Annotated in this window: 26 protein-coding genes and 1 pseudogene; all 27 read left to right on the forward strand. The window is 41.3% G+C overall.

The genetic code is table 11. The features are described from left to right. Nucleotides 1-8: 8 nt before the first annotated feature. The 27 genes and pseudogenes from ACTHOQ_RS10960 to ACTHOQ_RS11090 all read left to right on the forward strand — a co-directional run bounded on the left by ACTHOQ_RS10960 (nt 9) and on the right by ACTHOQ_RS11090 (nt 26,542). Nucleotides 9-572, forward strand: coding sequence for a sulfurtransferase TusA family protein (locus ACTHOQ_RS10960; protein WP_440496183.1), 564 nt, complete (start codon nt 9-11; stop codon nt 570-572). Nucleotides 573-601: 29 nt separating this feature from the next. Beyond that, nucleotides 602-997, forward strand: coding sequence for a DsrE/DsrF/DrsH-like family protein (locus ACTHOQ_RS10965; RefSeq protein ID WP_440496185.1), 396 nt, complete (start codon nt 602-604; stop codon nt 995-997). Between the two features lie 115 nt (nt 998-1,112). Further along, complete coding sequence (locus ACTHOQ_RS10970) at nt 1,113-2,240, forward strand: MBL fold metallo-hydrolase (protein WP_440496187.1); 1,128 nt, start codon at nt 1,113-1,115, stop codon at nt 2,238-2,240. A 106-nt stretch (nt 2,241-2,346) separates the two neighbouring features. After that, on the forward strand, nt 2,347-2,574 hold the full coding sequence (locus ACTHOQ_RS10975; protein WP_440496189.1) for a sulfurtransferase TusA family protein: 228 nt from the start codon (nt 2,347-2,349) through the stop codon (nt 2,572-2,574). Between the two features lie 262 nt (nt 2,575-2,836). After that, the gene (locus ACTHOQ_RS10980) at nt 2,837-3,598 is read left to right on the forward strand and encodes a sulfite exporter TauE/SafE family protein (protein ID WP_440496233.1); all 762 of its coding nucleotides are present in this window, start codon (nt 2,837-2,839) and stop codon (nt 3,596-3,598) included. 11 nt (nt 3,599-3,609) lie between these two features. Then, nucleotides 3,610-3,954, forward strand: coding sequence for a thioredoxin family protein (locus tag ACTHOQ_RS10985; RefSeq protein WP_440496190.1), 345 nt, complete (start codon nt 3,610-3,612; stop codon nt 3,952-3,954). A gap of 235 nt (nt 3,955-4,189) precedes the next feature. Further along, nucleotides 4,190-4,522, forward strand: a complete 333-nt coding sequence (locus ACTHOQ_RS10990; protein ID WP_440496191.1) for a metal-sensitive transcriptional regulator — start codon at nt 4,190-4,192, stop codon at nt 4,520-4,522. 72 nt (nt 4,523-4,594) lie between these two features. Then, on the forward strand, nt 4,595-4,801 hold the full coding sequence (copZ, locus tag ACTHOQ_RS10995) for a copper chaperone CopZ (protein WP_440496192.1): 207 nt from the start codon (nt 4,595-4,597) through the stop codon (nt 4,799-4,801). A gap of 77 nt (nt 4,802-4,878) precedes the next feature. Beyond that, a complete protein-coding gene (locus tag ACTHOQ_RS11000; protein WP_440496193.1) occupies nt 4,879-7,305 on the forward strand; it encodes a heavy metal translocating P-type ATPase in 2,427 nt (808 codons plus the stop codon). 102 nt (nt 7,306-7,407) lie between these two features. After that, a complete protein-coding gene (locus ACTHOQ_RS11005) occupies nt 7,408-8,025 on the forward strand; it encodes a nitrite reductase (RefSeq protein WP_440496194.1) in 618 nt (205 codons plus the stop codon). A gap of 481 nt (nt 8,026-8,506) precedes the next feature. Then, nucleotides 8,507-9,808 (forward strand): NCS2 family permease, encoded by a 1,302-nt coding sequence (locus ACTHOQ_RS11010; RefSeq protein ID WP_440496195.1) that lies wholly within the window; start codon nt 8,507-8,509, stop codon nt 9,806-9,808. 160 nt (nt 9,809-9,968) lie between these two features. After that, complete coding sequence (locus tag ACTHOQ_RS11015; RefSeq protein ID WP_440496196.1) at nt 9,969-10,739, forward strand: polysaccharide deacetylase family protein; 771 nt, start codon at nt 9,969-9,971, stop codon at nt 10,737-10,739. Continuing rightward, on the forward strand, nt 10,739-11,749 hold the full coding sequence (locus ACTHOQ_RS11020; protein WP_440496234.1) for a M23 family metallopeptidase: 1,011 nt from the start codon (nt 10,739-10,741) through the stop codon (nt 11,747-11,749). The genes ACTHOQ_RS11015 and ACTHOQ_RS11020 overlap by 1 nt, the downstream gene beginning before the upstream one ends. Before the next feature lie 158 nt (nt 11,750-11,907). Further along, complete coding sequence (locus tag ACTHOQ_RS11025) at nt 11,908-12,915, forward strand: VanW family protein (RefSeq protein WP_440496197.1); 1,008 nt, start codon at nt 11,908-11,910, stop codon at nt 12,913-12,915. A gap of 404 nt (nt 12,916-13,319) precedes the next feature. Beyond that, a complete protein-coding gene (locus ACTHOQ_RS11030) occupies nt 13,320-14,390 on the forward strand; it encodes a mechanosensitive ion channel family protein (protein ID WP_440496198.1) in 1,071 nt (356 codons plus the stop codon). A gap of 135 nt (nt 14,391-14,525) precedes the next feature. Continuing rightward, nucleotides 14,526-14,930 (forward strand): Asp23/Gls24 family envelope stress response protein, encoded by a 405-nt coding sequence (locus ACTHOQ_RS11035; RefSeq protein WP_440496199.1) that lies wholly within the window; start codon nt 14,526-14,528, stop codon nt 14,928-14,930. 222 nt (nt 14,931-15,152) lie between these two features. Further along, a complete protein-coding gene (locus tag ACTHOQ_RS11040) occupies nt 15,153-16,793 on the forward strand; it encodes a glycerol-3-phosphate dehydrogenase/oxidase (protein WP_440496200.1) in 1,641 nt (546 codons plus the stop codon). Between the two features lie 18 nt (nt 16,794-16,811). Then, nucleotides 16,812-17,621: an MIP/aquaporin family protein gene (locus ACTHOQ_RS11045; RefSeq protein WP_440496201.1), complete on the forward strand. Its 810-nt coding sequence runs from the start codon at nt 16,812-16,814 to the stop codon at nt 17,619-17,621. Further along, on the forward strand, nt 17,621-19,111 hold the full coding sequence (glpK, locus tag ACTHOQ_RS11050; RefSeq protein WP_440496202.1) for a glycerol kinase GlpK: 1,491 nt from the start codon (nt 17,621-17,623) through the stop codon (nt 19,109-19,111). Before ACTHOQ_RS11045 ends, glpK begins: the two co-directional genes overlap by 1 nt. A gap of 88 nt (nt 19,112-19,199) precedes the next feature. Further along, nucleotides 19,200-19,466 carry an aminopeptidase gene (locus ACTHOQ_RS11055; protein ID WP_440496203.1) on the forward strand — a complete coding sequence of 89 codons (267 nt, stop codon included), beginning with the start codon at nt 19,200-19,202 and terminating at the stop codon, nt 19,464-19,466. A 208-nt stretch (nt 19,467-19,674) separates the two neighbouring features. Then, nucleotides 19,675-20,070: a transcription antitermination factor NusB gene (nusB, locus tag ACTHOQ_RS11060; protein ID WP_440496204.1), complete on the forward strand. Its 396-nt coding sequence runs from the start codon at nt 19,675-19,677 to the stop codon at nt 20,068-20,070. A 138-nt stretch (nt 20,071-20,208) separates the two neighbouring features. Then, entirely contained in the window at nt 20,209-21,072 is an 864-nt protein-coding gene (folD, locus tag ACTHOQ_RS11065) for a bifunctional methylenetetrahydrofolate dehydrogenase/methenyltetrahydrofolate cyclohydrolase FolD (protein WP_440496205.1), read from the forward strand. A gap of 188 nt (nt 21,073-21,260) precedes the next feature. Next, a complete protein-coding gene (gene xseA, locus ACTHOQ_RS11070) occupies nt 21,261-22,619 on the forward strand; it encodes an exodeoxyribonuclease VII large subunit (protein WP_440496206.1) in 1,359 nt (452 codons plus the stop codon). Continuing rightward, nucleotides 22,616-22,843, forward strand: a complete 228-nt coding sequence (gene xseB / locus ACTHOQ_RS11075; RefSeq protein WP_008404237.1) for an exodeoxyribonuclease VII small subunit — start codon at nt 22,616-22,618, stop codon at nt 22,841-22,843. Before xseA ends, xseB begins: the two co-directional genes overlap by 4 nt. Nucleotides 22,844-22,846: 3 nt before the next feature. Continuing rightward, nucleotides 22,847-23,731, forward strand: coding sequence for a polyprenyl synthetase family protein (locus tag ACTHOQ_RS11080; RefSeq protein ID WP_440496207.1), 885 nt, complete (start codon nt 22,847-22,849; stop codon nt 23,729-23,731). Between the two features lie 89 nt (nt 23,732-23,820). After that, nucleotides 23,821-25,716: a 1-deoxy-D-xylulose-5-phosphate synthase gene (gene dxs, locus ACTHOQ_RS11085; protein WP_440496208.1), complete on the forward strand. Its 1,896-nt coding sequence runs from the start codon at nt 23,821-23,823 to the stop codon at nt 25,714-25,716. A gap of 6 nt (nt 25,717-25,722) precedes the next feature. Next, nucleotides 25,723-26,542, forward strand: a pseudogene (locus ACTHOQ_RS11090) (TlyA family RNA methyltransferase). Nucleotides 26,543-26,614: the final 72 nt, after the last annotated feature.

The raw sequence follows: 26,614 nt of genomic DNA on the forward strand, positions 1-26,614 counted from the left end.
TTCGTTAAATGTCATTAAAAGCAGATGTGCAGTTGGATGCAAAAGGCCTGGCATGCCCAATGCCGATCGTCAAAACGAGAAAAGCAATGATTGATGTAAATGATGGACAGATTTTAGAAGTGCAAGCTACTGACAAAGGATCCATTGCTGACTTAAAAGCATGGTCTGAAAATGTTGGCCACCATTATATTGGCACATTAGAGGAGGATGGTGTATTGCTGCACTATATCCGTAAAAGCGGAGATTGCAATGGTGAAGAAAAGAAATTCGAACAAACGGTTACCAATGAAGAAATAATTGATCGTGCAGCTAATGGCGGTATTATTTTAGATGTACGCGAAGAAGCGGAATATGCATTTGGTCATATTGAAGGATCTATATCAATTCCAATAGGGGAGTTGGAAGATCGCTTAAATGAGCTGGATCAAGGTCAGGAAATTTATGTGATTTGTCGCACGGGAATACGCAGTGATCTAGCTGCACGCAAACTTTCGGAAAAAGGATTTACTAAAGTTTATAACACCTTACCGGGACTGAGTGCCTGGAACGGGGATTTATCAAAAAAAATATAAAAAACTAAATTTATTGGAGGAATTTTATTATGTCTAACAAAGTAGCTATTATCGCCAGCAACGGAGGTTTATTTGATGCTTATAAAGTATTTAATATTGCAACGGCTGCAGCCGCAACAGAGAAAGAGGCAGCCATCTTCTTTACGTTTGAAGGGCTGAATTTAATCCATAAGCAAGCAATGCAACAATTGCCTATGCCAGAAGGCCGTGAGCATTTTACAGAAGGATTTGCAAAAGCAAATGTACCAAGCATTCCACAATTAATTGAAATGGCCCAAGAAATGGGTGTGAAATTTATCGGCTGTCAAATGACGATGGATGTTATGGGCTTAACAAAAGAAGACTTTATTGATGGCATTGAAGTTGGGGGAGCTGTAACATTCCTTGAATTCGCGAAAGATGCAGCACCAACACTGACGTTCTAGCACCTTTATAGATAAGATTTATAGTTTGCAGCAACAATGGAAACGCAAAAAATGATGGAAGGGGATTCCCTTCCATTTAAAATGTTTAAAATAATACCTGTGGGGGTAGTTGAGTATGACAATCATTAAAATGACAGCAGCGGAAATTGCTCGGAAAGTAATTGAAAATCAACCATTGTTCATTTTAGATGTCCGCAATACGGATGCTTATGAAGATTGGAGAATTGAAGGGCATTGCTTCGATTATTTAAATATTCCTTATTTCGATTTATTGGATGGTGTAGATGAAATCATCCCCAAGCTTCCTACCGACAAAGATATTTTAGTTGTGTGCGCAAAAGAAGGTTCATCATTAATGGTTGCTGAAATGATTTCAGAAGCTGGACGTAATGTGCATTATCTTGAAGGTGGCATGAAATCATGGAGTTCGTATCTTGAACCAATAAAAATTGGCGATTTAACAGGCGGTGGCGAACTCTATCAATTCGTCCGTCTAGGCAAAGGTTGTCTTTCTTATATGGTCGTTTCTGAAGGGGAAGCCGCAATTATTGATGCTGTTCGTTTCACGGATGTATTTACAAACTTTGCTCAAGAGAAAAACGTGCAAATCAAATATGTATTCGATACACACCTTCATGCAGATCATATCTCAGGTGGTCGCCATATCGCAGAAGCAACAGGGGCTACCTATTATTTGCCACCTAAAGATGCAGAAGAAGTACTATTTGATTATTCGTCTTTAGAAGATGGTTTAACAGTGAAAATCGGTGCAACACAAATTGAAGTAGGTGCACTTTACACACCGGGTCACACTATTGGTTCTACATCATTCATCATAGATAGTAACTATTTATTGACAGGAGATATATTATTCATCGATTCCATTGGCCGTCCTGACTTGGCGGGTCTTGCAGAAGACTGGGTGGGAGACCTTCATGAAACATTATATTATCGTTACCGTAAGCTGCCAGAGGATTTAATTGTCCTTCCAGCACACTTCATGATTATCGGTGAGTTAAACGAAAACGGGACCGTGGCCAAGCGTTTAGGCGATTTATTGGCGGAAAACCATGGTTTAAACATTGGAAGTGAAGAAGAATTCCGCCGTACAGTATCAGATAACCTGCCACCGCAACCAAATGCGTATGAGCAAATTCGTCAAGTCAATATGGGTAAAATAACGCCGGACAATGACGAACAAACGGAGATGGAAATCGGTCCAAACCGATGTGCGGTACGATAAAAGAATTTTTAGCGAATCATGTCTGTTATGCAAAAAAAACCGAAAAAAACAGTGCTGCTCCATTTTTTCATAAGAAAAAATTACTGTAGAAAAGGAGGCGATTTAAATGGAAACAGCAAAAGTTTTGGATGCAAAAGGTTTATCTTGTCCAATGCCGATTGTGCGAACAAAAAAAGCAATGGATACAATGGAATCAGGACAAATTATAGAAGTGCAAGCGACAGATAAAGGGGCCTTGGCCGATTTGACTGCCTGGTCGGCTGCAGCGGGTCATACCCTTTTAGAGCATAAAGAAGAAGAGGATGTATTGACATTTTATATTAAAAAAGCTTAAAATACATGGCATTTTAAAAGCTTTAACTTAATTCAGCAGAGTTTTGGATTACGATGTATTATTAATGCTGTGCTATTATTCAATCCCCTTCATAGAGGTGGGGGTTTCTGTATTAGCCGTTTAGCCTTCAGTATAAAAAGCGTTTGCTGAATTAAGCTGAAAGGGGATTGTTATGAGACTTGATTTTTTGGGAAACTGTTTCAACTAACGGGTATACAGAATTATTATATGGAAAGAAGGGAACAATGTGGATATAAATTATATGTTCCTCCTTTTTGTAATTGGTTTTATCGGTTCATTTCTTTCCGGGATGCTCGGTATTGGTGGAGCGATTGTCAAATATCCGATGCTTTTAATGATTCCGCCAATATTCGGGTTCCAAGCTTTAACGGCACATGAAGTTTCCGGCATTAGCGCACTTGACGTCTTATTTGTATCGATTGCAGGGGTCATCGGATTTCGAAACGGCGGGTATTTAAATAAATCGCTCATTACCGTAATGGGTATATCGGTGTTGCTCGGTACATTTATAGGTAGCTTTAATTCGCAATTTTTAACGGAACAACAAGTAAATATTGTGTATGGGATTTTAGCGTTAATAGCAGCGATTATGATGTTCATTCCAAAAAAGAAGATTGATGATATCCCTTTAGATCAAGTCACTTACAATAAACCGCTTGCTGCTTGTTTAGCATTCATTGTAGGGATTGGCTCCGGTATTGTAGGTGCCGGAGGAGGTTTTTTACTAATTCCCATTATGTTATTAATTCTTCGGATACCTACACGAATGACGATTGCTTCCAGCTTGGCAATTACTTTTATTTCGTCCATTGCAGGGTCGATCGGCAAACTATCAACAGGGCAAGTGGAATATTTGCCAGCGATTGTTGTGATCATTGCGGGATTGATTGCAGCTCCGATTGGTGCAAAAATAAGCAAAAAAATAAATACGAAAATTTTGCAAAGGGTTTTAGCTGTTTTAATTTTAGCGACAGCGATCAAAATATGGATCGATATATTATAGGAGAAGATAATTTGAAAAAATTAAATGAGCTGACGAGTTTGAGAGCGGTGGAGGAGTTTCTTGAAAATCATGAGCTGGGCTTTTTGTATTTTTCCACGCCTGAATGCAGTACGTGCCACGCTATATTGCCTAAGTTACAGGAACTATTGAATGGATACCCATCAATCCATCTTGCTCATATTGATGTGAGTCACGTTAAAGAGATAGCTGAAAGGTTCTTAATATTATCGGCGCCCATTATGATTTTAATGATTGAACAAAAGGAATATTTGAGGGCGGATCGATTTGTACGCTTTGAACTACTAAAGGAAAAGCTGGATCACATTTATAATATGTATAATTTACAAGACAATTAATACGAAGATAAAATCAAAATCGTTATTCCTAAAAATAGATAGGGTATTATAGTATTTAATGAAGAAATAACATAAGATTCGGCTTTGCACTAACACAAAGCCGAATCCAGGCAAAATTACTTCGATGTACAAGCTAAAACTACCGGCAAAAAGTTTTTGAAGGAAATTAAACTAATCTCTTTACATACCCTCCGGTGGTATGGTACTATATGAACAAGTTAGGGGGAGGAATATCATGGAAGAGCAAGTAAAAGATATGGCTTGTCATGAAGAAGATGATGCATCTTGCCGTAAAAGCCACCATCCGGAACGTGTGAAAAAAGATTTGACAACCCGATTAAACCGTGTCGAAGGACAAATACGCGGCATCAAGGGCATGATAGATAAGGATGTTTATTGTGATGATATCATCACACAGCTATCCGCTACACAATCAGCATTAAACAGTGTAGCCAAAATTCTTTTAGAGGGCCACCTAAAAGGGTGTGTCGTTGATCGCCTTTCAGAAGGTGATGAAGCGGTACTTGACGAATTAGTGATAACGATTCAAAAGCTGATGAAAAAGTAATTTTTTTAGCATCTATATACCCCTATAGTGTATACTAATTAAAACATAATTCAATTTAAGGAGAGAAAAAATATGCAAAATATAACATTAAACGTACAAGGAATGTCATGCGGGCATTGTGTAAAAGCGATAGAAGGCAGCGTCGGGGAATTAGAAGGCGTTAACCAGGTGAACGTCAAATTAGACGAGGCTTTGGTCAATGTATCATTTGATGAAACACAAGTAACACCAGCTGCGATTAAAGAAACAATCGAAGAACAAGGATATGATGTAGAGTAAGAGTGCTGTTGCGGCACTCTCTCATTTTCAGTAAAATATACCCCGTATAGGTATATAACGGAGAGGTGGAGAAGCTAATGAGTACTGAAGCTCGCAAGCTAAAAGAAGCTAGTATTGGTATTACCGGAATGACATGTGCTGCATGTGCGACACGTATTGAAAAAGGATTAAATAAAATGGAAGGTGTCGAGCAGGCATCCGTTAACTTGGCACTTGAAAAATCATCGATAAAATATGATGCGTCAATACTGAGTGAAACAGATTTTGAGAAGAAAATCGAAGCGCTTGGCTACGGTGTTGTGAAGCAAAAAGCGGAATTTGAAATTACCGGAATGACTTGTGCTGCATGTTCTACACGTATCGAAAAAGGTTTGAATAAAATGGAAGGTGTTACAGAGGCTAATGTCAATTTAGCACTTGAAAGGGCAACTATCGAATTCAACCCTTCAGAAGTAACGATTGCAGATATTCTGGCTAAAGTCGAAAAACTTGGATATGGGGCACATCAAAAAATAAATGATAAAGAACAAATAGATCACCGTGAAAAGCATATTAAGGATCAGCAATGGAAATTCATTATCTCGGCAATTCTTTCCTTGCCTTTATTGTGGACGATGGTAGGACATTTTTCATTTACATCGTTTCTATATGTACCGGATTTCTTAATGAATCCGTGGATACAGATGATTTTGGCGACACCAGTACAATTTGTTATCGGGAAACAGTTTTATACAGGTGCCTACAAATCACTCCGCAATGGCAGTGCCAATATGGATGTGCTTGTTGTCATGGGTACTTCAGCTGCGTATTTTTACAGTGTTTATCAAGCAATCGTTACGAACGGAACACATCATATGCCACACCTGTATTTTGAAACAAGTGCGGTACTCATTACACTCATTCTTTTAGGGAAATTATTCGAAGCAAAAGCTAAAGGACGTTCATCTGAAGCGATTAAAAAATTAATGGGTCTCCAGGCAAAAACAGCAATTGTTCTTCGGGACGGGATCGAAAAAGAAGTGCCGCTTGAAGAAGTGATGATCGGTGACACGGTTTCAGTTAAACCGGGCGGGAAAGTTCCGGTTGATGGTGAAGTATTAGAAGGTACAACAGCGGTTGATGAATCGATGTTGACAGGGGAAAGCCTGCCAGTGGATAAACAGGCTGGGGACGTTTTATACGGTTCAACTATTAACAAAAATGGTTTCATTAAAATGAAAGCGACAAAAGTCGGTCGTGATACGGCTTTGGCCCAAATCATTAAAGTTGTGGAAGATGCGCAAGGTTCGAAAGCGCCGATCCAGCGTTTGGCAGATACAATATCAAGTATTTTTGTGCCGATCGTAATCGGGATAGCAATTGTTACATTCCTCGTTTGGATTGTTTTTGTTGACCCAGGTAATTTTACACAAGCACTGGAAGTATTAATTGCAGTACTTGTCATTGCTTGTCCATGTGCTCTTGGTTTAGCGACACCGACTTCGATTATGGCAGGGTCAGGACGCGCAGCGGAGTTTGGCATTCTGTTCAAAGGCGGCGAGCATTTGGAGCAAACTCAAGGCATTGACACGGTAGTCGTTGATAAAACTGGGACTGTTACACACGGCAAACCTGTGCTGACAGATGTGCATGTGGCAGCTGGCCAAGACGAAGCGAAATTCTTATCACTAATCGGTGCGGCAGAAAAACAATCGGAGCACCCGCTTGCACAAGCAATCGTTCAAGGTATTCAAGATCGAGGCATTGAACTAGGCGATATTCAATATTTCGAAGCAATACCCGGTTTTGGGGTGCAAGCAACGGTTTCGGGTCAAGGCGTTGTGATCGGTACCCGTAAACTTATGCACCAATATGGGATTGATATTACATCAGTGCTTTCGGTAATGGAGGAACTGGAACAGAATGGCAAAACAGCGATGCTGGCCGGGATTAACGGGCAATATGCAGGGATTGTTGCCGTAGCCGATACAATTAAGGAAACTTCCAAAGAAGCTATAAGCCGTTTACAGAATATGGGCATAAAAGTCATTATGATGACAGGCGATAACGAACGAACAGCTGAAGCAATCGGCAAAGAGGTAGGCGTTGATGAAGTAATTGCCGAAGTGCTTCCTGAAGGGAAAGCAGCCGAAGTGAAGAAACTGCAGGAGCAGGGCAAAAAAGTGGCAATGGTCGGTGACGGAATTAATGACGCACCCGCACTGGCGACAGCTAATATCGGGATGGCGATCGGCACAGGTACAGATGTCGCAATGGAAGCTGCAGATATTACGCTGATTCGCGGCGATTTAAATAGTATAGCCGATGCGATTTTGATGAGCCGTAAAACGATGCGCAACATTAAACAAAACTTATTCTGGGCATTTGCCTACAATACGTTAGGAATTCCAATTGCCGCAATAGGATTGCTTGCACCATGGGTAGCCGGTGCAGCGATGGCATTCAGTTCCGTGTCGGTTGTATTGAATGCCCTGCGTTTGCAGAGAGTGAAATTGAACAAATAGAATGGCTAAAGATACATGTCATTAAATAAGTGGCAGGTATTTCTTTGAAAGTTTTTGTTTTACCGCAGTATAGTAACTGGTTGGATCAGGGGGAATCATAGCATGGAAGACAGTGGCAAAAAGGTGAAGATTGCCATCAATGGCGGAATCGGTTTTGGAGCAAAACTTAATTCAAAACAGCTTTTGGCAATAACAAAATATATGGATGAAGATGAAGAGCTGGAATTAACTGCATTTCAACAGCTTTATATAGAAATCCCCGAAAATGAAAAAGAAGCGATTATCGAGGAATTTCAAAGTGTCGGATTAGCATGCTATCCGGTCGGAAACTTCGTGAAAAGTTTAAGGACCTGCAATTTCTGCAAAGGAGAGGAAGAGGAAGGAATGCCGATCGCAAAAGAGCTGAATCGTCGTATAGCCGGAAAAGCAGTGCCATTTACGCTAAAGGTTGCGTATACGGGCTGTCCGGTTGGCTGCGGGGAGCCTATGCTAAGCGATATAGGTGTTATGAAAATCAGAAACCACTACAGCTTATATGTTGGGGGAAAAGCAAAGGGGAAGGACGCAGAGGTCGGTTCTTTGCTAAAGGAGGATTTGACACCGGAAGAATTGTATGAAACAGTTGAAAAGATTATTGATGTCTATTCGCAAAAGGGGAAAAAGCGAGAGCCTTTTCATAAATTTTTCAAGAGAATAAATGCGGATTGTTTAACAAGCTAATTGAAATTTCTGCATGTAAAAAAGCGAATTGATAGGATGGAAGAAAATATAAAGTTTTGGCTGCCATATAAAGAATGGCGGCCTTTTTCATAACTTCCGATGTCTTGATGGGAAGATTCACAAAGTGCATCATATTTCTAAAATTATCGCCGAGGGCATGATTTGCCGTATGATGCGCAAACTTATTGCATCAAGTATTATTATTTTGCGATCGTTCGCTCGATTTGGCGGAACTTAGAAAGCAAGCTTGTCTAAGCGGAATTGCTATATTGTTGGACAATTTTTCAGCGGTGCAGATGCAGCGAATCAACCCCTTGCCAACATACTTTTTATTTTATAAAAACATGATTCAAAGCTCTGCTAAAGAGGTAAAGTGATTTTTAAGAGAATCAATAATAAAAAATCATTGCATTTTGCTTTATAAGCGAATATTATATATAAGTTGTTAAATAATGTTCGTGTTTTGGAAAGAGGTATGCAGATGTTTCAATTAAAAGAAAACGGTACTACAGTAAAGCGGGAATTATTTGCGGGATTGACGACGTTTTTAACGATGGCATATGTCATCATTGTTAACCCGATTATTTTGTCAGGTGCTGGAGTTCCGGTTGATCAAGTGTTTATGGCGACGATTATCGCAGCGGTAATCGGGACAGGGTGGATGGCGCTTTGTGCGAATTATCCGATTGCCGTTGCCCCGGGTATGGGATTAAACGCATATTTTACTTATACTGTTGTATTGGCTTCAAATGGAGAGATTACGTATACTACTGCATTTTCAGCAGTATTTGTTGCAGGTATTTTATTTATAATTATTAGTTTAACGCCATTCCGTGAAAAGCTGATTACAGCCATTCCGGAAAACCTTAAATTGGCGATCACTGCTGGGATTGGATTATTTATCGCGTTCATCGGGCTGCGTATGTCCGGTATTGTCGTAGCTGATGAATCCAATTTAGTTAAGTTTGGTGATATAGCAGAGCCGGCACCGTTATTGACGTTTATCGGGCTGTTCATTACAGTCGCATTAATGGCACGTAAAGTGAACGGGGCGATTTTTATCGGTATGATTTTCACTGCAGTGATTGCGATGTTCACAGGTCAGCTTTCAATCGAAAAAGTAGTGGCACTTCCGCATCTACCTGAAGGCATGATTGTATTCAATCCGGTTACAGCAATTTCGGAAGTTATTGAATATGGCTTATATGGGGTAATTTTTTCATTCATTTTAGTTACATTGTTTGATACGACAGGCACATTGATCGGTGTATCAAAGCAAGCGGGTTTATTAAAGGACGGGAAATTGCCGCGTGCACGTAAAGCGCTCATTTCGGATTCGCTAGCAACAACTGTCGGCTCGATGTTTGGCACAAGTCCATCAACAGCCTATTTAGAGTCGGGCTCTGGCGTGGCAGTCGGAGGACGCACAGGCTTAACGGCGCTGACGGTCGCAATTTTGTTCATCATTGCTTCGTTTTTCGGACCGCTTGTCAGCTCATTATCAGATGTGAAAGCAATTACATCGCCAGCATTAATTATTGTCGGTAGCTTAATGATCGGTGTTGTAAAAAATATAAATTGGGATGAAATTGAAGTTGCGTTCCCAGCATTTTTAGTAATATTGTCAATGCCGCTTACATCAAGCATTTCAACGGGGATTGCGCTAGGCTTTATAAGCTATCCTCTTATTATGCTAGTAAAAGGGCGAGGACGCGAAGTGCATCCGCTTGTCTATATTTTCGCAGTTTTATTCATCTTACAATTAGTTTACTTGCCGCATTAGTGAAAAGTGTTGTTTCTTAATTGAAGCAACACTTTTTTATTTTGAAAAATACCACGTTATTCCATAAATTCATTGGATTTATTTCACTATAAATCGAGTACATTTTTTAAACGATTTACTGAATACTAAGGTAGAGTAAATTAATTAAGGAAGTGATCATATGACAAGAAAAAGAGTGAAAAGAATCGCTTTTATTTTATTTGTTATCCTTTTATTTCTGTTTTCGGCTTTTTACGTTTTCACTAGCATTAAAGCGGAAAAAGGGCGCCAATATTATGAGGATACAGGCCATATTATTTGGGATATTCAAACAGATGAAAAGGTTGTTGCACTTACCTTTGATGATGGACCACATCCGAAATATACACAGCAAGTTTTGGATTTGCTTGCACAATATGACGCAAAGGGAACGTTTTTCATCGTCGGGCAGCTGGCTGAAAAAAGCCCTGAAGTCGTTTTGCGTATGCATGAGAACGGCCATGAAATTGCCAATCATACGTTCACACATCCCCATACAAAATCAGTTTCCCGCATTATCGAGGAAATTAATCAAACGTCGGATATGATTTATAGCATAACAGGGGTCAAACCGAATTTATTTCGGCCTGTCGAAGGATACTATACAGATGAAATTGTTAATGAAGTCGTCAAAAATGACTACAAAATCGTTATGTGGTCATGGCATCAAGATACAGAAGACTGGAAAGATCCGGGTGTAAGTAAAATTGCCAATACTGTACTTGATGGTCTGAATAATGGGAATGTCGTGCTGTTTCATGATGGCGGGGGAAACCGGGAGCAAACTGTACATGCATTAGCCAAAATCTTGCCTGAGCTTAAAAAGCAAGGGTATCAGTTTATTACGGTTTCTCAAATGATTCATCTGCAAAATGACGGGAAAAATCATGTCGTAGAGGAGGGAAATGGATGATGCCCCGCTATGCAGCCATTATGACGGCTTTATTCATTTGGGGTTTTGCGCCAGCTGCTGATGCTTCAACAGAAGGCGAAAAAACTCTTACGGAGGAGCAATTACTGCAAAAGAGGATGGGTTCCTATATGCAGCATGAGAATGTATTATTGCCGTGGCATTATTTAGCGGCCATTGATCAATTTGAACGTAATATTCAAGATGTGCGAAAGGATATCCCGAAACGCGACAGTGTGATTGCAATTCAGTTTTCGGATGAATTTTGGTCAGGTGCATTAAATCCGATGGAATACGACACATCCCCGATTTCGATCGCCTATTTTAACGGAAATGGCATGGACGGAAATGGGGACGGCGCCGCGGATATATCGGATGATGAAGATGTGCTGCATTCGATGGCAAGCTATTTGAGAAGGTACGGTTATGGCGAGGATAATTTTAAATTGGCGTTATGGGATTATTACAAAAATGAGCTAACGGTCAATCAAATTGTTGTCATTGCAAAATTATATGAAAAGTTTGGAACAATCGATATAGACGAGCATACATTTCCTTTGCCGCTTCGAGCAGATTACAGCTACAGTGGGACATGGGGCGCAAACCGGGGCTGGGGCGGAAGAAGGATTCATGAAGGGACAGATATATTCGCCCCTTACAATACGCCTGTTTTTTCTACTTCCTATGGTGTAATTGAAGTGATGGGCTGGAATCAATTTGGCGGTTGGCGCATCGGTATTCGTGATAACCATAATTCGTATCATTATTATGCGCACCTAGCTTATTTTGAAAAAGGATTGCAGGAAGGCGATGTTGTTAAAGCAGGGCAGATTATCGGCTATGTTGGTAGCACCGGTTATGGAAAAGAAGGGACAGCCGGAAAATTTCCGCCGCATCTCCATTATGGAATATACAAATTTAATGGACGTACAGAATGGGCATTCGACCCTTATCCAGTTCTTTCTAAATGGGAAAAAGAAGCGGAAAACGCAAAGAAAAAGAATGGTGGATAATGGGGAAACGACCCCGTCATCATTTCTGTTTTCCGCAGTTAGATCGCGGTATGCATAAATCACCAATCCTTTCCCTTGTCTATAAAAGTGACGGTACTAATTAAACTTTTCTGAATAACATATTTTGAACATTGCTTTTATAGATAGGGGAAAAAGAATTGAAAACATGGATAATTTATTTTGTTATGATAAGTTTTTGCATTTTATCAGGATGCCAAGGAAAATCTTTTTACACATCAAATGCGAGCGAAGGGGCTTTGGAAAACGAAGAAGCAGTGGAAGTTTCTACGGGCAATAAGTTACCGGACAATGAAGAAAGGATACAAAACGAACCATCCGTATATCCTGTAGTCGTAACATTGATTGATCCCCGAACATTAGAGATCGTAAAATCCATCTCACCACAGCTATTAGGGTATGGGACGGACAGTGATTTGTATGAAGCCAATATTAGAAAAATCGCGAAGGAATTAGCAAGAGGGACCCAGGCAAGAGCAGGCTATGACCAATCAATGGTGCTCGATAAAATAGGGGAAGACGGGGAGATTATTAACGGCAATTCAGGCAGCCTTTTAAAGGAAAGTGAATTGGTCGAAAAAATATTGGCGGCTTCGCAAAAAGGGGATCATGTTTTTTTGCCGTTATATTTATTGGAAAGCAATTATCAAGCAGAGGAAGTTTCTTCGTTAAATGAAGTAACTGTCGCTTCATTCACGACTTATTTCAATTCATCGGAAAGTGGAAGAAGCGAAAACATCAGGCTTTCCGCAAATGCCCTTCATAATACATTGGTTGGCGATGGCGATTATTTTTCCTTTAATATAATGGTCGGGGAAAGAACGGTGGAGAAAGGCTATCAACCTGCACCGGAAATTATTAATAAGGAGCTGGTGATGGGGATTGGCGGGGGAATTTGCCAAACATCTTCTACGTTGTTCAATGCGGTTGATCAACTGCGTATCCGCATAACGGAAAGGCATCATCATTCCTTGAATATCGGCTATGTACCTACAGGCAGGGATGCAACCGTTGCATACGGCTCGCTCGATTTTAAATTCCAAAACACGAGCGGGGCACCATTTTTAATCAAATCAATTTTTAAAGATAATAAGCTGACAATCGCAATCACTACTTCACAACATTACATGGAATCATTGGAAAGGTGATGCGTCGGCAGCCAGCAAATCGGAAATGGCTGATCAAGTGCTGCTCTTAATCGGGGCAGCTTTTAGTTTTTTATATTCCTTGATGGAAAAACATACGCCATGCCCCTTTTTCATTGCGCAATAATGAGCTTCGGTTTTGCTGTTTGCCATGCGTAATAAGAGTTGTAACAAATTTTGTTTGGACAATATTGTCCGCAAGCAGGAACGCTTCAAAATTTCTCGTGGTAAATAAACGATTTTTTATACATTCTTCTGTAATATTATTGACTTGAAACCGCAGAGCATCTTCATCGTCTTATTACGCAATGCGAAAAGTATAAAATACAAAAAGCATGAGGGATATAGTCAATTTATATAAACACATGGTATGATTTTTTTCGCAAAGTAGTAAAGAAGGTGAAGTTATGTGGGAATCGATTAAATGGCTCATCCCATCCGTTACTGTACCGACATTGGCAGATGGATTTACCGCCATTGGAATCATAGTCGTCGGCTTGCTTATCATTCGATTCGTTGTCCGACCATTGATATTTAAGTTAGCGGATTTATTGGATAAGAAAAATCATCCGGTCATGAGCGATATAACGAAGAATGTTTATCCCTCCGTTCGCAACGCGCTTATTTTCAGTTTGATTGTCGTGGCGGCATCGTTATTGGTGGAGGTTTGGCTATTCGATAATGCAAAGCTAGCTGTATACATTGATTCAGTGTATGTGTTTTTTGCATTTAAAGCGCTTTATGATGTGCTCGGCTTCTATTTGAAAAATCCCAATCGGTTTGAAACAGGGAAAGACCAGGACATTTTAACGCCGTTTTTCCTGCGGATCAGTAAAGTGGCAGTGATGATTATCGCAATGTTTACGATTGCGTCATTGTGGAATTTTAATTTAAACGGCTTTTTAACGGCTATAGGATTGACAGGGGTGGCATTGGCTTTCGGGATTCGCGATACGCTCGCCCATATTTTCGGCGGGATGAGTGTTGCACTTGATAAGCCGTTTCAAATTGGTGATTGGGTTATGACCGGCGATGAGAAAATCGATGGCACGATAGAGGATATAAATTTACGAAGCACGCTTATCCAAACATCTGATCAAGGGACGGTATATGTGCCGAACTCTTATTTAGTAAATCGCCCAATTTACAATTTATCAAAGCGCACACAGCGGAAAGTTGAGCATTTCCTGTATGTGTCCAATGAAAACAGCGAGGAAATGATCGTAAAATTCGTGGAAACTTTGCGGGAACAAATCGCACTTCATCCGAAAACTATGAAAAAAGTCATTCATGTTGCGATGGATGAATTAAGACCAAATAGTTGCCGCATCCTCATCCGTTATTTTGTTGATACAAATGACACAGAACTCATGCTGCAAGTGCGACAAGATATTTTGTTTGTTGCAAAGCATTATTGCGAAGAATATGATATAAAATTGGTCGATCCAAACTTAGGGCAATTTGGTTGGAGCGATTAAAGGGAACGGCTTAAATAGTAAAAAAAGGCGCTTCCATCCTACATGAAGCGCATAATTGTAGTATACTGAACATAAGGATTTAAAGTAACAAGTGTTAGAAATCCATGAGTTTACATAAGAGAGGATGTATCGCAAATGGCTGAGAAACAACAAGTAGCATTCGTACAACCAACACCCGTTGGCAAAGAAGAGTTGGGGAAAATTGAAGTTGCGCCGGAAGTAATTGAAGTGATCGCAGGTATTGCGGCGACAGAGGTGGAAGGAATTGCCGCGACTCGCGGGAATTTTGCATCTGGAGTAGCAGAGCGTTTCGGTAAGAAAGTGCATTCAAAAGGCATCAAATCGGCAATGTCCGAAGAGGGCAATATTGTCATTGATGTTTTTTGCACAGTAAAATATGGCTTTGCGATCCCGAAAGTGGCAAAAGAAGTGCAAACGACGATTCGACAAGCGATTTTGAATATGACAGCAATCGAAACGAGTGAAGTGAACATCCACATTACAGGTATTCAGTTCGAAACGGCAAAAGACGCAGAATAATATGAATATGCAACCGAGCTTATTTTCCGATAAAGCTCGGTTTTTTTATTTTTATTTTTAGGCATGAATAAGTGTTTTGACGAAGTAAAGCATTTGATTACACATTATATCGTTAAAAAACGAATATCTTCTTAATTTTCCAAACTTTTATGAATTTACGTTTACGAACATGGGGAAAATAGGGTATAGACTAACAGTGCTATTAGGTAAGGAGGGAACGGTGTGGGAAATTTTTCTGCAGCTGGACGAGATCGTGTGAAAAAAATATTACAGGAAGAAACGTTTGATCTTTTTGTTATTGGTGGCGGGATTACAGGTGCTGGTATTGCGCTTGATGCAGCAACACGCGGTTTAAAGGTAGGTTTGGCGGAAATGCAGGACTTTGCCGAAGGAACGAGCAGTCGTTCGACAAAGCTTGTGCATGGCGGCTTGCGTTATTTGAAGCAGTTCGAAATAAAAGAGGTGGCAGAGCTGGGTCGTGAAAGGGCTATAGTTTATGAAAATGGACCGCATGTGACAACACCTGTATGGATGCTGCTTCCTTTTCATAAAGGGGGGACATTTGGTTCGTTTACGACAGCGCTCGGATTGAAAGTATACGATATTTTAGCAAATGTAAAAAAAGGCGAAAGACGCTTTATGCTGTCCGCTGACGAAACGATTGCCCGTGAGCCGCTTATTAAAAAGGACGGTTTGCTCGGCGGCGGTGTTTATGTTGAATACCGTACAGATGATGCGCGACTTACAATTGAAGTCATGAAAGCAGCTGTTGCCAATGGGGCGGTTGCGATGAATTATTTGAAGGTAGTCGGGTTTGAAGCGGATAATTTAGCGTTTTCAAAAGTGACGGTGGAAGATCAGCTGACAGGGGAACAATATGCTGTTCGCGCAAAGAGAGTAGTCAATGCAGCAGGGCCATGGGTGGATGAAGTTCGAAAACTGGACGGGGAGCTGGATAATAAGCATCTTATTTTATCAAAAGGCGTGCATCTCGTTTTTGATGAGGATGATTTTCCGTTGCAGCAGGCCATTTATTTCGATACAGAAAAAGATGGCCGGATGATTTTTGCGATTCCCCGTGACGGAAAAGCATATGTAGGGACGACAGATACTTTTTATGAGGGGGATCCAAAAGAGTTAAAGGTGACACAGGAGGATCGCCAATATATTTTAGATGCAATCCATTATATGTTCCCGCAGTTGCAGCTTACGGAAGAAAAAATTGAATCGGTATGGGCAGGGGTAAGGCCGCTTATCCATGAAGAAGGAAAAGGCCCCTCTGAAATTTCAAGGAAAGACGAAATTTGGCAATCGGAAAGCGGACTTATTACGATTGCAGGCGGAAAACTGACAGGCTACCGGAAAATGGCGGAAAAAATAGTGGATCTTGTCGTGAAACAATTGAACGACCAATTTCAGCAAACATACGGCAAATCGATCACAAAGCACCTCCCGATTTCCGGAGGGGAAATGAGCGGCTCTAAATTTTTCGATCGCTTTGTCGCTAAACGGACGATTACTGGGCAGCAGCTCGGCTTAACGGAGGAGGAGAGCCGATATTTAGCGAAATTCTACGGCACAAATGTAGATAAAGTGTTTGATTATATTTCACATGCTAAAGGAGATTTGCCTCCGATTGTTTATGGCCAGCTCTACTATGCGATGAATGACGAATGTGCATGTACACCGGCTGATTTTTTTATCCGCCGTACAGGTGCGCTGCTATTTAATATTCATTATGTAAGACAGTATAAAGTCCTCGTATTGGAAGAAATGGCTAAATATTTAAAATGGGACGAACAACAAAAACAGCAGCATATGCAGCAATTGGAACATGCACTAAAAGACGTAACAATATCCTAGAGAAAAGAGGCGAAATGAATGTCGACTTTTTTGGCGGAACTAGTAGGAACGATGATTTTAATTATTTTGGGCGGTGGTGTTGTCGCAAGCTCTTTGCTGAAATTTTCCAAAGGCGAAAATGGAGGCTGGGTCGTCATTACGATTGCCTGGGGCTTCGCCGTTGCAATCGCCGCTTATACAGTGGGGGGAATAAGCGGCGCCCATTTAAACCCGGCTTTAACGATTGCGTTTGCCACAATCGGGCAATTTGCATGGGCCGATGTTCCGATGTATATTCTTGCCCAAATGATCGGGGCAGTAGTCGGAGCTATAGTCGTGTATTTTGCATATTTGCCGCACTGGCCAAAAACAGAAGATGCGGATGCGAAATTAGCCGTTTTTGCGACGATTCCAGCGATTCGCCATCCATTATCGAATATTGTCACTGAGATGATAGGAACATTCATATTACTGCTTGGGATACTAGCTTTAGGCGGCAATACGTTAGCAGACGGCATCAATCCATTGCTTGTCGGCATACTTGTCATCGCAATCGGCATGAGTTTAGGTGGCCCGACTGGCTATGCGATTAATCCAGCGCGTGATTTAGGCCCGCGCATCGCCCATTTTTTATTGCCGATTCCGAATAAGCGGGATTCTGACTGGTCGTATGCGTTTGTGCCTGTCATTGGACCGATTATCGGAGGGACAACAGGCGCGTTATTTTATAAACAATTCTTTTTAGGGGAAAGTACAATGATGTTTTGGATTTTTGCTGCACTATTCATCATAATTTGTATAGCAGCGTTTGTTGCAAACCCAAAATCCGTTGCAAAGGAGATCACATAATGGAAAAATATATAATGGCGTTAGATCAAGGTACGACAAGCTCGCGTGCCATTTTATTCAATAAAAAAGGGGATATTGTCTATACTGCCCAGCAAGAGTTTAAGCAATATTTCCCTAATTCGGGCTGGGTCGAGCATAATGCGAAGGAAATATGGAGTTCCATTTTATCGGTCATCGCAAAAGTGTTATCCGAAAGAAATATCAAAGCGACGCAAATTGAAGGGATAGGCATTACAAATCAAAGGGAGACGACCGTTGTATGGGATAAAAACACAGGTGAACCCGTTTATAATGCAATCGTTTGGCAATCACGCCAAACAGCCGAAATTTGCGATAATTTAAAAGAAGAGGGCTATGATGAATTATTTCGCAAAAAAACCGGCTTGCTCATTGATGCCTATTTTTCGGGTACGAAAGTAAAGTGGATATTGGACAATGTGAAAGGTGCACGCGAAAAGGCGGAAGCGGGAAATCTTCTATTCGGCACCATTGACACATGGATTATTTGGAAGTTAACAGAAGGGGCTGTGCATGTAACTGATTACTCAAATGCATCCCGTACATTGATGTATAATATTTATGAATTGAAATGGGACGAACAGCTATTGGAGATTTTAGGGGTCCCTCAATCGATGCTCCCGGAAGTGAAGCCATCCTCCGAGATTTACGGGGAAATTGCGGGAAATCATTTCTTCGGGCATCGAGTGCCGATTGCGGGCATTGCCGGAGATCAGCAGGCAGCTTTATTCGGTCAAGCTTGCTATGAAAAGGGAATGGTGAAAAATACGTACGGTACGGGTTGCTTCATGCTCATGAATACAGGAGAAGAAGCGGTGAAATCAGAGCATGGACTGCTTACGACGATTGCATGGGGCTATGACGGGAAAGTAACTTATGCGCTGGAAGGAAGTATTTTTGTCGCAGGCTCGGCGATACAATGGCTGCGTGATGGGCTCCGGATGTTCAGAAAATCTGCTGAAAGTGAAGCATATGCAGCTAGAGTAAAAGATACGGATGGTGTATATGTCGTTCCCGCTTTCGTTGGTCTAGGTACACCGTATTGGGACAGTGAAGTGCGTGGGGCTGTATTCGGATTAACGCGTGGGTCATCGAAGGAGCATTTTATCCGCGCGACATTAGAATCGCTGGCTTATCAAACGAGAGATGTGCTTTCAGCGATGGAATCCGATTCAGGGATTGATTTAAAAAAATTGCGTGTCGATGGCGGAGCGGTAATGAACGATTTTTTAATGCAGTTCCAAGCCGATATTTTAAATGTGCCTGTAGAGCGCCCATCCGTAAATGAGACGACAGCACTCGGAGCGGCATATTTAGCTGGTCTTGCAGTCGGATTTTGGGAAAACCTTGACGAAGTGCAGCAGCATTGGCAGCTGGATAATCAGTTTGAGCCGAAAATGGAAGAGCAAAAACGGGAAACATTATTTGCGGGGTGGCATAAAGCGGTAAAAGCCGCACAAGCATTCAAATAGGCGATTTCCTCTAGTATTGGGTATTTTCCTCACATATATGAAAATATGCTATAATATTACACAGTCTAGTTGAGGAGTTTTTTAATATATGAGTAAAGATTATATTCGCTTAGCAAATGAAGAAGATTTAACATTAATTACCGCCTATTTCAAGCAAGCACTAGGTCATTATGAAGCGGTAGGCGAGCTCATGGCGATGCAGGACATTAAATATTTTCTGCAAAACATGGAGCATTTCCAATTTTTCGTATTAAAAGAATCGTCAGAACAAATAACGTATTTATTCGAATTCCCCGGAACGGAAAATAGCAAGCGGGAAACAGGGACTCTCATGATTCCGCTTCAAAACAATTAAGCCGTAGCCGAAACTTTTATGCGGTTAATTAGAAGAACGACATGTTGCAAAACTCGAACATGTCGCTTTTTATTGCAAATTCCACCATTTTTCCGCAGAATATGCAATTCTCTTTTAACGACCGAAAATTTTCATTCAAACTGTGCTATGACAACGAAAATATGCTATGATAACAAGTAATGCTACTTATGAAGGAGAGCTTTAATTTATGAAACGAACTGAGGCGCGCCAAAAAGCGTTACAAGCTTTGTTTCAGTTAGACAGCACAGAACTATCGGCAGAAGAGGCGATTGGTCACGTTCTTGAAGAAGAACAAAAATCGAATGCCTTTTTAGAGCAATTAGTTCACGGGACAACTGATAACTTGGAAGCAATTGACGCAGCGCTAGAGCAAAAACTAGAAAAATGGACTTTAAATCGTCTACCAAAAATTGAGAGAACTATATTACGTTTAGCCGTATACGAATTGCTGTATGATACGGAAACACCAAACAAAGTGGTAATGAACGAAGCAATCGAGCTTTCCAAAACATTTGGTGATGAAAAATCAAGCAAATTCGTCAATGGCGTACTTTCGAAATTTACTGAGCAATCAAATCAATAAATGTATTCAAGTCTATGAAGATTAATATATGAAGATTTAAATTGGCAGGTTGCCGCAATTTGATGCGTTGATTATCGTGGATTTGCAGCATATATGGCAACCTTCCAAATTGTCGTAATCACTGGAAGGAGCAACAACATGTCAAGTGCAATTATTAATGGTAAAGAAATCGGTCAAGAAATTCGAACAGGAGTCGCTGCCCGTGTGCAAACACTTAAAGCAAAAGGGGTAACACCTGGTTTGGCGGTCATATTAGTAGGGGACAATCCAGCTTCTAAAACTTATGTTGCAAACAAGCAAAAGTCTTGCGAGCAAATTGGAATGTTTTCAGAACTTGTTAAACTTCCGGAAGATATTTCAGAACAAGCTTTACTACAACAAATTCGTGAATTGAATGATCGTCCAGATATTCACGGTATTCTTGTTCAACTCCCATTACCGCAGCATATCGATGAACATAAAGTGATTCAGACCATTTCCCCGGCGAAAGATGTAGATGGCTTTTCACCGGTAAGTGTCGGGAAAATGATGTTGGGACAAGATACATACTTGCCATGTACGCCTTATGGAGTGATGAAACTGCTGGAACATTCAGGAATTGATGTTGCAGGAAAACACGCAGTCATTGTTGGCCGCAGCCATATTGTCGGTAAACCAATGGGGCAATTATTATTGCAAAAAGATGCAACCGTTACATATACACATTCCAAGACACCTGATTTGCCGTCATATACAAAGCAGGCGGATATTTTAATTGCTGCTGTTGGACGAGCAAACTTCATTACGAGTGAACATATTAAAGAAGGCGCTGTTGTCATCGATGTAGGAATAAACCGAGATGAGAACAATCGTTTATGTGGTGACGTGAATTTTGATGATGTGCAAGGGATCGCTTCACATATCACCCCAGTACCAGGCGGCGTCGGTCCAATGACGATTACGATGCTGCTTGAAAATACCGTACAGGCAGCTGAAAAAGAGTTAGAACGTCAAGCGAAATAATCTAACTTCAAAAATCACGATTTTGATGTAGATCAAAATCGTGATTTTTAGCTTGATGGATAAGAAAGTATAGGATTTCAACGAACCATACATAAGAAAAAATATATATTTACACTATTTGGCGCAAAAGCTGTTTTTCCTAAACAGCAGTAAAACATAAAAACCACCGTGAAGGAGCAAATACGTTTATGACATCGACTTCCTATTTATCCGTGAAAGCATTAACAAAATATATTAAGCGAAAATTCGATGCCGATCCGCATTTACGTGATGTATATGTAACGGGGGAGCTTTCGAACGTGAAACTGCATAGCTCGGGACATATTTACTTTACATTGAAAGACGACAGTGCACGTATTACCGCAACAATGTTTCGTACACAGGCTTCGAAACTTTCATTTAAGCCTGAAGAAGGGATGAAAGTATTTATTCGCGGGGATGTTAATGTATATGAAGCGAGTGGCGTGTATCAATTATATGCTCAAACGATGGAGCCGGATGGTATTGGCGGGCTGTTCGTCGCCTTTAATCAACTAAAGGAACGTTTGCAGAAGGAAGGTTTATTCAACGACGATTTTAAGCAGCCCATTCCGCAATTCCCGGAAACGATTGGTATATTAACAGCTACAACCGGTGCTGCAATCCGGGACATATGCACGACGATTAAACGTCGCTATCCACAGGCGGAAATATTAATTTATCCGACACTTGTGCAAGGTGCTGGCGCGGCTCCAAACATAACAGAAAATATTTATTTGGCGAATCGGCATGCTCTATGCGATGTGCTGATCGTCGGACGCGGCGGCGGGTCGATCGAGGATTTATGGGCGTTCAATGAAGAGATTGTTGCACGCGCCATTTTTGAGAGCCGCATTCCGATTATTAGTGCAGTCGGTCATGAAACAGATACGACGATTGCCGATTTTGTCGCGGATTTGCGCGCGCCTACGCCAACAGCGGCGGCGGAATTGGCAGTACCAAACCAGCAGCAGCTTTATCAGCAAATTTTGCACCACCAGTCAATAATGCATCAAATGATGACGTCACGTCTGAATTTTGAGCGCAACCGCTTAACGAAATTGCGAAATTCGTATCCGCTTGCAACACCTGAGCGATTATATCGTCCTTTTATTGAAAGGCTTGTGCAGATGGATTCCGCGCTGCAAAATGCAGCAAAGCTTTATATGATGAACGAAAAATCAAAGCTGCAAACAATCGATAGCAAAATGAAATTATATTCGCCTCTGCACCAATTGACAGCGGCGAAACAGCAATTGGCGCATCGCACAGAACAATTAACGAATGTGATGCAGCAGGAGCTCGCGAAAAGTAAAGTAATGTTCACGAATCAACTGCGCATGTTGGAAGCCCTCAACCCTCTTAGTCTGATGAGCAAAGGCTTTAGCGTGGCATATAAAGAAGAAAAAGTAGTAAAATCAATCCGTGAGCTGAATAAGGGAGACGTTATTCATGTAACATTCCATGATGGATTCGTTGAGGCGGAAGTTACGAAAAAACAGGAGCAAAAGGAAGGAGAACCGAAATGACAAAACCAACATTTGCGACTGCAATGACGGAATTAGAAGAAGTTGTGCGAAAGCTTGAACAAGGAGATGTCCCGTTGGAAGAAGCGATCGATCTTTATAAAAAAGGCATGGAACTTTCAAAGCTTTGTCATGATACACTGCAAAATGCAGAACAGCAATTAATTTCAATCGTTGGAGAAGATGGTGAAAAGAAAGCTTTCCAACAAGGAAATGGGGAAGACTAACTAATGGAAAACGCATTAAAGCAATTTATTGCCCGTAATATTCCGCAAGTGGAAGCAACAATGTACGGACTTGTTGAAAAAATTCAGGCACCTGACCATTTGAAAGAATCAATGCTCTATTCTTTGAAAGCGGGAGGAAAGCGAATTCGCCCGTTATTTGTCTCAGCGGTTTGCGAAATGTATAAACAATCTCTTGAAGCAAGCTACACGGTTGGCTCGGCTGTTGAAATGATTCATACATATTCGTTGATCCATGACGACTTACCTTGCATGGATGATGATGAATTACGCCGAGGAAAGCCTACAAACCATGTCGTATACGGTGAAGCATTGGCGACATTGGCAGGAGACGCATTAAATACAATCGCATTCGGGGTCATCGCAAGAATGGATACGATTTCTGCAGAAAAGCGAATTGAACTTGTGAACTTATTAAGCATTGCCGCGGGTGCTGAAGGAATGGTCGGCGGGCAAATTCTGGATATGGACGGGGAAAAACGTTTATTGAATTTACAGGAGCTTGAAACGGTTCATGTAAATAAAACAGGGGCATTACTGCGTTTTAGCATCGAATCGGGCGCCGTTTTGGCAGGCGCAAGCGGGGCGGATCGCAAAGCGTTAGTAGAGTATGCGCATCATATCGGTTTAGCATTTCAAATCCAGGATGACATTTTAGATATTGAAGGAACTTCGGAACAGCTAGGGAAAACAGCTGGAAAAGATGTTGCAAGCGAAAAAAGTACATACCCTGCATTACTTACATTGGATGGTGCAAAACGTAAGCTGGATGAACATTATCATTTGGCGATTGAAGCATTGCGGAAAATTGACACGGATACGTCATTACTTCAACAATTTGCACAGTATATTGTGAGACGTAGTAACTAAAATGTGTTAAACTTTTGTCTTGGGTTGTACATTGATATAATAGAAAAATCACAATGGTGAATAAACTGATGAAAAGGTGTGTGGATGAGATGGATTTAACGAAAATTTCTAGTCCATCCTTTTTGAAAGACTTGAATAAAAAGCAACTTGAAGCGCTAGCCGGAGATATTCGCGCTTTTCTGATCGAAAAATGCTCGATAACAGGTGGTCATATCGGCCCGAACTTAGGTGTTGTTGAGCTGACGATTGCATTGCATAAAGCTTTTAACAGTCCAAAGGATAAATTTTTATGGGATGTCGGACACCAAGCATATGTCCACAAAATTTTAACAGGCCGTGCAAGTCAATTTGATACATTACGCCAGTTCAAGGGGCTATGCGGTTTCCCGAAGCTTGTTGAAAGCGAGCATGATATGTGGGAAACAGGGCATAGTTCCACATCTTTATCTGCAGCGATGGGTATGGCTGCAGCGAGAGATATTAAAGGGGACAAAAACTTTGTTGTTCCGATAATCGGTGATGGTGCACTGACTGGCGGGATGGCACTTGAAGCACTCAATCATATCGGCCATGAAAAAACGAATATGATCGTCATCTTAAACGATAACGAAATGTCGATTGCACCGAACGTTGGGGCATTGCATGATGTTTTAGGACGACTGCGTACGGCTAAGGAATATTCGCGTGCGAAGGAAGATTTGGAATCATTAATACACAAAATTCCGATGGTTGGCGATAAGCTGGCTGCTACTGCAGAACGTGTGAAAGACAGCTTGAAGTATTTAGTTGTTTCAGGTGTGTTCTTTGAGGAATTAGGATTCAAATATTTAGGTCCGATTGACGGCCACGATTTTGAGTCATTGGAGAAAACATTGGACTATGCGAAAAAAGTGCAAGGTCCTGTTTTAGTTCATGTCATTACGAAAAAAGGTAAAGGCTACAAACCTGCGGAAGACGATACAATCGGTACTTGGCATGGCACAGGTCCATATAAAATGGAAACGGGTGCCTTCGTGAAATCTTCCACAAAAGGTCCTGCATGGAGCAGCTTAATAGCGGAATCTGTGCGTAAATGCATGAAGGAAGATAATCGCATTGTAACGATCACCCCGGCAATGCCAGTAGGATCGAAGCTTGAAGGGATTCAGAAGGACTTCCCGAATCGTTTCTTTGATGTCGGGATTGCAGAACAGCATGCGACAACGATGGCAGCAGGTCTTGCAACACAGCATATGAAACCGTTTTTATCGATTTATTCAACATTTTTACAGCGCGCTTATGACCAAGTGCTGCATGATATCGCACGCCCGAATCTGAATGTATTTATCGGCATTGACCGTGCAGGATTGGTTGGAGCGGATGGAGAAACACATCAAGGGGTATTTGATATTTCATTTTTGCGTCACATACCAAACATCGTATTAATGATGCCAAAAGATGAAAATGAAGGACAGCATATGGTAAAAACAGCGCTTGAGTACAATGATGGTCCGATCGCACTTCGCTACCCGCGCGGCAACGGTTTAGGGATAGAGATGGATGCGGAAATGAAAGCTCTTCCAATCGGATCATGGGAAGTATTGCGTGAAGGAACAGATGCGGTGATTTTAACATTCGGCACGACGATCCCAATGGCATTGCATGCTGCTGAGCAATTGGCTGCACAAGGCATTTCCGTTCGTGTTGTGAATGCGCGCTTCATCAAGCCAATGGATGAGGAGATGCTGCATGAAATTATGCAGGCGAATTTACCGATTTTAACGATTGAAGAAACAATGCTGCAAGGCGGTTTCGGCAGTTCGGTATTAGAATTTGCGTTTGATAAGCAATACCGCAATATACAAATCGATCGAATTGGTATTCCTGATGAGTTTATAGAGCATGGGGAAGTAGATTTATTATTGGAAGAAATAAACGTGACGGCTGAAGAAGCGGTGAGACGCATTACACAGCTCGTACCGAAAAAACAGTCGGATAGGGTTTAATGGAGAATGACTAAGCAAAAAAAAGAACGAGTGGATGTATTGCTTGTTGAGCGCAGTTTATGCGAAACACGCGAAAAGGCTAAACGGTCCATCATGGCGGGTTTAGTTTTTTCAAATGAGGTCCGCATTGACAAAGCAGGCGAGAAAATTTCGATTGATGCCCCGCTCCAGGTAAAAGGCTCGCAATTAAAATATGTATCACGCGGCGGACTAAAGCTCGAAAAGGCGCTTGAAATTTTTGATATGGCCGTGGAAGGCAAGCTTATGCTGGAATATTGGTTCATCAACAGGCGGCTTTACGGATTGTGCGCTGCAAAATGGGGCGCTGCATTGCTATGCATTAGATGTCGGCTCCAATCAGCTTGCATGGAAAATTCGTTCGGATGAGCGTGTAACCGTTATGGAAAAAACGAATTTCCGCTATACAAAGCCAGAAGATTTAGTGGAGGGCTTGCCGAATTTCGCGACAATAGATGTTTCGTTTATTTCCTTATCTCTTATTCTGCCGGTTTTGAAAACGGTTTTGCTGCAGGGCGGAGATGTAATGGCCCTTGTAAAGCCGCAATTTGAGGCAGGTCGGGAAAACGTAGGGAAAAAAGGTATTGTCCGTGAGCCGAAAGTTCATCTGGCTGTTTTGGAAGAAACCGCAAAAATGGCGACAGAGCTTGGTTTTATTGTAAAAGATGCGTCCTATTCCCCAATAACAGGCGGAGAAGGCAATATTGAATTTTTATTCCATCTGTACAATCCGCATGACGGAGAGCAAGTGGATGCCTTTACGGATTTTGGCCGAATTGTCGAAGAAGCACATCGAAATTTAAAATGATGGAAAAGCTGTGTTAAAAGCCAAAGCAACTTTTAACATAGCTTTTTTGTCATGATTATTTTCGCAAAAGCT

Origin of the sequence: Solibacillus silvestris, from assembly GCF_051967575.1 — a bacterium.
GTDB classification, from domain to species: domain Bacteria; phylum Bacillota; class Bacilli; order Bacillales_A; family Planococcaceae; genus Solibacillus; species Solibacillus silvestris_B.